The sequence below is a fragment of the Streptomyces chiangmaiensis genome (assembly GCF_036281785.1).
GTDB lineage: Bacteria > Actinomycetota > Actinomycetes > Streptomycetales > Streptomycetaceae > Streptomyces > Streptomyces chiangmaiensis.
On sequence record NZ_JAYWVC010000330.1, the window covers coordinates 1 to 5,849 of the forward strand.

Here is a 5,849-nt window from a genome sequence, read left to right on the forward strand (position 1 = left end):
CCGGGCTTGTACTGGGCGGCCACGATGCTGCGGCATGTGGGGTTCGAGTCCTGGCTGGAGCGTGACCACGCGATCTCGATGGACTTCGACCCTCGTGTCACGTGGTTCGCGTCGCAGCCGTTCTGGCTGTTCTGGACGACAGCGGAGGGGGTGCGGCTGTCCCATGCGCCGGACTACTTCGCCCGTCGGGCCGACGGGACGGCCGTGGTGGTGGACTGCCGGCCGGAGGGGCGACGCAAGCCGCGGGACCTGGCCAAGTTCGCCGGTACGCAGACTGCATGCGAGGCGGTGGGGTGGGACTTCCGGCTCGTGGGCGAGATCGATCGGGTGCGGGTGGCGAACCTGCGGTGGCTTGCCGGGTTTCGCCATCCGCGGTTCGTGGAGGCCGGGCTGGTGGAGGCGGCGGAGGCCGCCTTCGACATTCCCGGACCGCTGGTGGGCCAGGCGGCACAGGTCGGTGACCCGATCCTGGTCCTGCCGGTCGTCTTTCATCTGCTGTGGTGCGGGCGCCTGACGACGGACCTGTTGCGCCCCTTGGGTGATCACTCTTTGGTGAGCCGGGTGGAGGGCTGATGACCGAGCGCGAGCGACCCAAGGGTGTGCTGAGGGTGGGTGACCGCGTCCGGTTCGAGGGTCAAGTCCACACGGTGGTGGGCCTGTCGGGCACGACCGTCCGCCTGGTCGACGAGCACAACACCGCAAGCATGGTGATGTTCGCCCACTTGATGGCGTCGGACGGATTCGAGCTGCTGGACTCGACAGCGCCCACGCCGGGGCTTCCGCCCTTCGGCCTGCTGGACACCGTTCCCGAAGTGGCATTGCGCAAGGCCCGGTTCTTCGAGAAGCACCTGGTCGAGGTGGAGACCGGGCTCCCCCCCGACGCACCGAAGGGAACTGTTCCCAGGCCGGAGTACGACCCGCAGTGGCGAACCGTGAACGAGCGCCTCGTGGCCAAAGCGGCCGAGCTGACCGCGGCAGGCAACGAGGTGTCGGAACGGACGCTGTTCCGGCTGAGGTCGAAGTGGCGGGACGAGGGGCTCTGGGGCCTGGTGGACCGGCGAGCCACCAGGTTGTCCATGGCACCGGGCACCGGCCGGGTGGACGAGCGCCTGGTCGAGGCAGTGCTGGAGGTCCTGACCGCGCAGGAAGATTCATCGACGGGGACCCGCACCCGTGTGATCCGGCAGGCCGAGAAGCTGGTCGCCGAACGGCACGGGGAGGGCACGGTCCCGCTGCCGTCGCGGGCAACGTACTTCCGGCTGCTCAAGTCGCTTTCCGAGGGGCGTCACAGCTTCGGGGCGGCCACGACCCGGCGCTCTCTGGCCGGGAGGCCGGAGGCTCCGTTCACCCCGACGCTGGCCGCCCGGCCCGGCGAGGTGGTGCAGATCGACACCACCCCGCTGGATGTCCTGGCCGTCCTGGACGACGGCGTGACGGGACGTGTCGAGCTGACGATCGCGGTGGATGTCGCCTCCCGCACCATTTGCGCGGCAATCCTGCGGCCGGCCGGGACGAAGGCCGTGGATGCAGCGCTGCTGCTGGCGCGGATGCTGGTGCCCGAACCGATGCGGCCCGGCTGGTCGGATGCCCTGCGGATGTCGGCCTCGCTGATCCCGCACGCCCGGTTGATGAGTGTGGATGCCCGCCTGGAGCACGCTGCGGCACGTCCGGTGATCGTCCCGGACACGATCATCGTGGACCGGGGCAAGGTCTTCGTCTCGGACACGTTTGTCGCCGCTTGCCGTTCCCTGGGCATGTCCGTCCAGCCCGCGCGGCCGGCCACGCCGACGGACAAGGGTGTCGTGGAGCGGACGTTCGAGTCGATCAATACGCTGTTCTGCCAGCACGTCGCCGGATATGTCGGCTCCGACACCACCCGCCGCGGCCGCGACGTCCAGGCGGTCTGGACGATCGCGGAACTCGCCGATCTCTTCCATGAGTGGGTTATCGCCCGGTGGCAGACCCGCCCGCATGACTCCCTGCGCAGTCCGTTCCTGCCGGGCAAGGCACTCTCGCCGAACGAGGTCTACGCCATGCTGGTCTCCCGCACCGGCTATCTGCCGGTCTGTCTCGGCGGTGACGACTACATCGAACTGCTGCCCACGGAGTGGCGGAAGATCAACGACTACGGCATCACGCTCGACTACCGCACCTACGACTGCCGGGAGTTGGGGCCCTACCGGCGCCAGCCGTCCGGAGTGGACACCAAGGGCAACCTCTGGGAGATCCACTACGACCCCTACGACCTCTCGCATGTCTGGGTACGCGACACCCGGGCCGGGGGCTGGATTACCGTTCCCTGGACCCGGCTGGGCACGGTCTCCGCGCCGTTCGCCGATTTCACCTGGCGCCATGCCCGAGCCCTGCTGGCCGCCAAGGGGGCCGACGACACCGACGAGGACGCCATCGCTGTCGTCATCGACGACCTGCTGACCCGCGCCGGCAACGGGCCCGACCGGCGCGTCGCCGCCCGCACCAAGGCGGCAACAGCCGCACCCGCCCTGCCCCAGGCTCGGCGCGAGTCCGAGCCTGAGGCGGACGAGGAACCGGAAGCCGAAGAAGAGATTGCCCAGGTCATCCCGTTCGGCGTGTTCGACGCCTTCACCGACGGGAGCCGCTGATGACGCACTTCCTGGAGCCGGAAGAAGTCGACCACCCGCTGACGACCAAGGAGGGCTGGATCGCCTTCGTCGCGGAGACCACCACCGCTCCGGCCGTCCTGGCACCCGCTGCCCTGCAGCGGCTCACCGAGCCGGAACGAACCGCCTACGACCAGGCCCGGGAGGACTACCACGCACAACTCGTCATCGTCTCCACCCCGACGATCCGCCACGTCGCCGCGACCGGCCGCAAGCGCATCCTGCTCAACCGGCACCAGCACTCCGCCCGCCGCGGACTGATCGTCTCGGGCCCCGCCGGGACCGGAAAGACCACCGCCATCACCCAACTGGGCAAGAACTACGAACAGCTGGGGCGACGCCGCGGCGAGATCCCACCGGACTCGCTGCCGGTCGTCTACGTCACCGTCCCGCCCGCGGCCACCCCGAAGATGCTCGCCATCGAGTTCGCCCGGTTCATCGGCCTTCCGCTGCCCTCGCGCTTCAGCCAGGTCGAAGTCACCAACAAGGTCTGCGACCTGCTCTGCACACTCGGCTGCCGCCTTGTGCTCATCGACGAGCTCCACAATCTCGACATCGGTACGCGGGCGGGCGCCGAGGCATCCGACCAGATCAAGTACCTGTCCGAACGCATCCCGGCGACCTTCGTCCTGGCCGGCGTCGACGTCGAGGGCACCGGGCTGTTCGCCGGACGCCGCGGCGGACAGATCGCCAGCCGCTACACCCTCATCCCCACCAGCCCCTTCCGCCACAAGACCGAGGAACAGCGCAACTCCTGGCGATCACTCGTGGCGACTCTGGAGGAGTCCCTGCGACTGCACGCCCACCGGCCGGGCACCTTGCTGAAGCTGAGCGCCTACCTGCACGACCGCACCGGCGGCATGATCGGCAGCCTGTCCCACCTCGTCCGCGAAGCCGCCCTGGACGCCATCCTCGACAGCAGCGAGAAGATCACCAAAGCCTCGCTGGAACGAGTCGACCTGGACGAGAGCGCCGAACAGCAGAACCTGACACGCGCACGCCGACGCCGGGTCCGCAATGAGAAACGCATCGCGTGACCACCAGGCCGCGGCTTCTGCCGCTCACGCCACCGCCCGTCCATCGCGAGACCATCGGCTCCTACCTGAACCGCCTCGCCGACGCCAACCATCTCACCATCGGCTACCTCTCGTCCCTGGTCGGTCCGTCGCGCCAGCACCGCCGAGTCGACAACCGAGTCGGCTACTGGACCCCAGACGCACTGGGACGGCTCGCCACACTGACCGGCCGGAGCCCGTCCTGTCTGATCCACGCGATGCCGCCGCTCGGCACGATCAGCGACCCGCTCCGACACCTTCGGTCCGCCACCGAGGAGGTCATCGAGCCACGGCGCCGCCCGGCCTGTCGCCTCTGCATGGCCCGGCGGCACATCCACGGCCTCGTCGTCCGCAGCACTCCACACCATGAAGGCATCTGCCACCGTCACCACCGCTGGCTCCTCGGCGATGAACAGCATGACCTGACACGGCTGCCCGAGATCCTGCGAGCCAATTTCCGGCACCACCGGATCGTCCGCCGAGGCGCACATCCCTCCACCGCGCTGGCCTACATCGACGCCCGCGACCGCCTGACCAGGTGGTTCACCAGCGAGAGGAGCGGTGAGCCGCTTCGGCAGAGATGGAACCGCCGCCTCCACATGTTGGGCGAGGACCCGTTCGGTGATCCCCACCGTCCCTCCGACGCCCGGATCGAGCTGGCCACTTACCCCGAAACCATCGTCCTCAGCGGCCTGTTGGCCTCGCCATACTGGCGAGACCATCCCCAACTGCCAGCCGAAGCAGCACAGCGACTCAACATCGCACCCCATCAGCTTCCGCTGCATGAGATGGTCATCGCCACGATCGGGAAGGGGCGGTGATCTCACTCCCCACCTGTCAGTGTCGATCGTCATCATGGGAGACATGACCAACCCGAACCTGACCACCGGCAGTATCTGGCGGCTCCACCACGGCGATCAGGAGATTGCCCGGCTGACCGTGACCGGCGCCGATATGCCCTGGACACACGCAAAAGTCGAGACACTTCCCGGTTTTGAAGAGTTCCGTCCCCTCTTCAGTGAGCAAGAGCGGGCTGCCGACGAGGAGGACTGGGAACGGGCCGACGCCTGCTACATCCAGATCCGCAGTGCGCTCACCCTGACGTTTCCCGACGGCGGCCCGGTCGCCGAGTTCATGCTGCACATCCATGACGACGGCACCGCCGGCTGGCGCTGGCACGACGAGCCCTTCGACGCGGTGAACCCGTGACGACCTGGGTTCGCTGCTTCTGGGACGAGGAAGACGTCTGGTTCTACTTCGAGCTGGACGCCGATGGCTATGTGATCCGGCAAGTCGAGTTGCAGGAGCCCGGAAACAAGACTCTGGCTGCTGCTTCGCTGGCCGAGTGGCAAGAAGCCCAAAGAGACGGTCGGTCAGCTGAATACGAGAGCTTCAGGATCGTCAGCGGCGCCCCTCTTCCTGAGCACGTCCACTACTGCGGCTTCCGACCAGGAAACTGCCATATTCAATGCGAAACCGGCCGTCAAGCGTCTCGCCAACCTGACAAGGTCCTGCTCAGGCGGCATCACCCTCGCCATGATCCATGAGACGCGCCAACCGCACCGCCCACGCGTCTTCGCGACACCTCGTCGTTACCCCCAGCAAGTCGCGCTTGAACCTGTCACCCCGCAGGTCAACGGCCTCGCCCCTGCAAGATCTAATGAGACGGGACATACTCGTAGATGCGCGCGACCGAGAGTTGCAGGGCGATGGATCTCCACGTGACTGGGTCGAGTTGCGCGTGGAGGGGTGAGTTGGCGCCTACCCAGGCGGCCCAGGAAGCGAGCCAGTCGTAGAGGGTGCCGTGTGCCCAGGTGCCTGCGTCGCCGGCCCATTCGCCGCGGTCGGTCTTCGCCTGGCGTTCGCGTTGGTCTCGGGCGAAGTCGGTGGCGAGCGTCGCGGCGTACGCGCGCAGATCCCCGGCGGTGTCGACGTCCTCGGGCTTGGTGCCGGAGTCGGCGAGCACGCAGTTGAACCCGGGCGGGGTCGTGCGGACCGTGTCCAGTTGGTAGGCCAGTCCGCGCCAGCCGGGCCGACCGGGGGCTTCTTCGTGCAGCAGGTCGATGCCGTCGAGGCGGCTGCCCAGCAAACGAGCCCAGCCCCACAGGAAGCCGTTAATGCTCTGGTGGGCCCAGTGCTGAGCCGTGGACGCCTC

The 5,849-nt window shown here is 68.0% G+C and carries 7 protein-coding genes; 6 read left to right on the top strand and 1 reads right to left on the bottom strand.

The genetic code is table 11. The features are described 5' to 3' along the window. The 6 genes from VXC91_RS41550 to VXC91_RS41575 all read left to right on the top strand — a co-directional run. Window positions 1–573 (top strand): TnsA-like heteromeric transposase endonuclease subunit (locus tag VXC91_RS41550; protein WP_329512547.1); only part of this gene is annotated, 573 nt, incomplete at its 5' end. After that, the gene (locus VXC91_RS41555) at window positions 573–2,621 is read left to right on the top strand and encodes a Mu transposase C-terminal domain-containing protein (protein WP_329512548.1); all 2,049 of its coding nucleotides are present in this window, start codon (window positions 573–575) and stop codon (window positions 2,619–2,621) included. The genes VXC91_RS41550 and VXC91_RS41555, both read left to right, overlap by 1 nt. Further along, complete coding sequence (locus VXC91_RS41560) at window positions 2,621–3,676, top strand: TniB family NTP-binding protein (RefSeq protein ID WP_329512549.1); 1,056 nt, start codon at window positions 2,621–2,623, stop codon at window positions 3,674–3,676. Before VXC91_RS41555 ends, VXC91_RS41560 begins: the two co-directional genes overlap by 1 nt. Continuing rightward, the gene (locus VXC91_RS41565; protein WP_329512550.1) at window positions 3,673–4,515 is read left to right on the top strand and encodes a TniQ family protein; all 843 of its coding nucleotides are present in this window, start codon (window positions 3,673–3,675) and stop codon (window positions 4,513–4,515) included. Before VXC91_RS41560 ends, VXC91_RS41565 begins: the two co-directional genes overlap by 4 nt. A gap of 43 nt (window positions 4,516–4,558) precedes the next feature. Beyond that, entirely contained in the window at window positions 4,559–4,903 is a 345-nt protein-coding gene (locus VXC91_RS41570; protein WP_329512551.1) for a hypothetical protein, read from the top strand. After that, the gene (locus VXC91_RS41575; RefSeq protein ID WP_329512552.1) at window positions 4,900–5,241 is read left to right on the top strand and encodes a hypothetical protein; all 342 of its coding nucleotides are present in this window, start codon (window positions 4,900–4,902) and stop codon (window positions 5,239–5,241) included. Before VXC91_RS41570 ends, VXC91_RS41575 begins: the two co-directional genes overlap by 4 nt. Window positions 5,242–5,351: 110 nt before the next feature. Here VXC91_RS41575 and VXC91_RS41580 read toward each other — a convergent pair. Continuing rightward, window positions 5,352–5,849 (bottom strand): hypothetical protein (locus VXC91_RS41580; RefSeq protein ID WP_329512553.1); only part of this gene is annotated, 498 nt, incomplete at its 5' end.